Source organism: Nitrosospira sp. CT (genome assembly GCF_059489795.1).
In genome coordinates this window covers 1-2,815 of the sequence record NZ_JCAHZJ010000069.1, presented here as the reverse complement: position 1 = coordinate 2,815, position 2,815 = coordinate 1, and the positions used below count along the sequence as shown (strand labels likewise).

Below are 2,815 nucleotides of genomic sequence, written 5' to 3'. Positions count from 1 at the left end.
ACCATCCAAACATCATGTAGACGAGTATGGCAAAGCCTGTCGCCAGCAATCCGTAACCCAGGGGAATCCGGTTGACCGACAAGGCCGCACCGAATCCCATGAATAACAGCGCTAGTGACCCTGTAATGGGCCAGGCCGACGGCGCTGGAACGTAGTAGTGACCTCCTCCTTGTTGGCTCATGCTCTTTCTCCTGCGTATATAAAATTGAGTCTAAGTAACTATTTTAACCACTATTATCAAGCTCATGACGAACAGGGCAGCGCCTATAAGGCCTCCGATGATTACCTGCGCCGGCGTCAATGAACTCGCATCGCTGTCGAGGTCACTCTGCTTGCGCACTCCAAAAAAAGCCCAAAATACCGCTTTCGCTATCTGCAGCAACGTTCCTTTGGGCGGTTGCTTGTTATCGTCTTTCAAAGCTGGTCCGCGTTGATATCCAAGCTGGCAGTATTATCGTTACCCAACTCAAAAAAGGTATACGAGATGGTAACCGTATTGATATCGGTTGGCAGACCTGGTTCGATCAGGAATTGAACCGGCATTTGCCGTACCTCTCTCGGTTTCAATACCTGCTTGCTGAAACAGAAACACTCGAGTTTTTTCAAGTGTTTTCCCAGTAACTGAGGACTGTAACTGGGTATCGCCTGACCGTTGATCTCCCGGTCGGAGTTATTTCTCACCTCATAGACCACTTGTGTCAACTCGCCCGGATGCACACGCACACTGGACTGCAGAGGCTTGAACTGCCAAGGCAGTCCCCGTGTGTTGGCATCCAGTTCCACCGTTACCCATCGAGCCGTATCAACCTGGGTATTTTCCACCAGCGTATCTGCCTGTAACAGATTGTTGAGGCCTGTAACTTCACAGATCTTCTCGTAAAACGGAACGAGTGCGAAGCCGAAACCAAACATCATTACAGTAAAGATCAACAGTTTCCTGAGTACGACGGAATTCGCTTCAGTTACGTTCATCACCAGTTTTTTACAATAACCGCAACAAAGAGTGCTATTACAGTCGCGAGCAGAAAGAGGGCTGTTCTGATTGCACCGCGCCTTCTTTCTGCATCGTCCTTCATATTATTCCCCAATTCTTAACGAATAACAGGAGGGGTTTCGAAACTATGGTAGGGAGGGGGCGACGGCAAGGTCCACTCCAGAGTCTTCGCACCTTCCCAGGTCTGGGCGGTCGCCTTTGCACCACCACGGATGCATTTCAGCACCACATAGAGGAACAGCAACTGGCTCAAACCGAATCCAAAGGCGCCGATGCTGGAAATCATATTGAAGTCCGCAAATTGCAGCGCATAGTCGGGAATACGGCGCGGCATGCCGGCAAGCCCCAGGAAGTGCTGGACGAAGAAAGTGAGATTGAAGAAGAACATGGACAGCCAGAAGTGCCATTTGCCCAGTGTCTCGTCATACATGTGACCCGTCCACTTCGGCAGCCAGTAGTAGGCACCGCCAAATATCGCGAACAGCGCACCGGATACCAGCACATAATGGAAGTGCGCGATCACATAGTAGGTATCCTGCACCTGAATATCGATCGGAACAATGGCACACACCACGCCGCTGAAGCCGCCGAGCGTAAACAGGAAGATGAAGCCGATGGCAAACAGCATGGGTGTCTCAAAGGTCATGGACCCGCGCCACATGGTAGCCGTCCAGTTGAACACTTTCACACCCGTCGGCACGGCGATCAACATGGTTGCATACATGAAGAACAGTTGCCCCGTTACTGGCATACCGGCAGTAAACATATGATGCGCCCAGACGATGCAGGAAAGTATCGCGATGGAGGCAGTTGCATATACCATCGAGGAATACCCGAACAGCGGTTTACGCGCGAAGGTTGGGATGATTTCAGAGACGATACCAAATGCCGGCAGAATCATGATGTAGACTTCCGGGTGCCCGAAGAACCAGAAGATATGCTGGAACATCACGGGGTCACCACCGCCTGCGGCATTGAAGAAATTGGTACCAAAATTGCGGTCAGTCAGCAGCATGGTCACCGCACCGGCGAGCACCGGCATGACCAGCACCAGCAGATACGCAGTGATCAACCAGGTCCATACGAACAGCGGCATCTTCATCAGGGTCATGCCCGGCGCGCGCATGTTGAGAATGGTGGTGATGATGTTGATCGATCCCATGATGGAAGAAGCGCCCATGATGTGAATCGCAAAGATCGTCATGTCCATTCCCATGCCCATCTGAACAGACAACGGCGGATAGATTGTCCAACCTCCGGCTGGGGCCCCACCCGGAGCAAAGAAGGAACCGAGCAACAGCAGCGCTGCGGGAGGCAACAGCCAGAAGCTCCAGTTATTCATTCGCGCAAAGGCCATGTCGGGAGCACCGATCATCATCGGTACCTGCCAGTTGGCAAAACCGACGAAGGCCGGCATGATGGCGCCGAAAATCATCACAAGCCCGTGCAGGGTGGTGAGCTGGTTGAAAAATTCGGGATTGACGATCTGTATTCCCGGCTGGAATAACTCCGCCCGGATGGTCAGCGCCATCACGCCCCCCGTCAGGAACATGATGAAGCTGAACCACAGATACATCGTGCCGATGTCCTTGTGGTTCGTGCTGGTCAGCCAACGCATCAAGCCGGTGGGATGATGATCGTGGGCATGCGCAATGTCGTGATCGTGTACTGCTGCCATGGTTTCCTCCTTGAGGCTATTATCTGTGTTGATTGATTTCGGATGGCTGGACGGCATCGCCTGTCGAGTTGCCGAAGGAATTGCGCTGGTAGGTGATCACCGAGGCAATATCCACATCCGACAGGTGCTTGAATGGCGCCATT

The 2,815-nt window shown here is 52.6% G+C and carries 3 protein-coding genes and 1 pseudogene; all 4 read right to left on the bottom strand.

The features are described 5' to 3' along the window. Positions 1 to 181 (bottom strand): annotated as a pseudogene (locus AC52W5_RS13235) (cytochrome c oxidase subunit 3); the annotation flags it as partial. 30 nt (positions 182 to 211) lie between these two features. Continuing rightward, positions 212 to 418, bottom strand: coding sequence for a DUF2970 domain-containing protein (locus AC52W5_RS13230; RefSeq protein WP_074976122.1), 207 nt, complete (start codon positions 416 to 418; stop codon positions 212 to 214). Then, positions 415 to 972 carry a cytochrome c oxidase assembly protein gene (locus tag AC52W5_RS13225; protein ID WP_495671332.1) on the bottom strand — a complete coding sequence of 186 codons (558 nt, stop codon included), beginning with the start codon at positions 970 to 972 and terminating at the stop codon, positions 415 to 417. The genes AC52W5_RS13230 and AC52W5_RS13225 overlap by 4 nt, the downstream gene beginning before the upstream one ends. A 119-nt stretch (positions 973 to 1,091) precedes the next feature. Beyond that, positions 1,092 to 2,672 (bottom strand): cytochrome c oxidase subunit I, encoded by a 1,581-nt coding sequence (gene ctaD, locus AC52W5_RS13220; RefSeq protein WP_074976124.1) that lies wholly within the window; start codon positions 2,670 to 2,672, stop codon positions 1,092 to 1,094. Positions 2,673 to 2,815 lie beyond the last annotated feature (143 nt).

Coding starts and splice junctions, on each gene's coding strand:
- ctaD (WP_074976124.1), bottom strand. CDS start 2,672: ATGGCAGCAGTACACGATCACGACATTGCGCATGCCCACGATCATCAT.
- AC52W5_RS13225 (WP_495671332.1), bottom strand. CDS start 972: ATGAACGTAACTGAAGCGAATTCCGTCGTACTCAGGAAACTGTTGATC.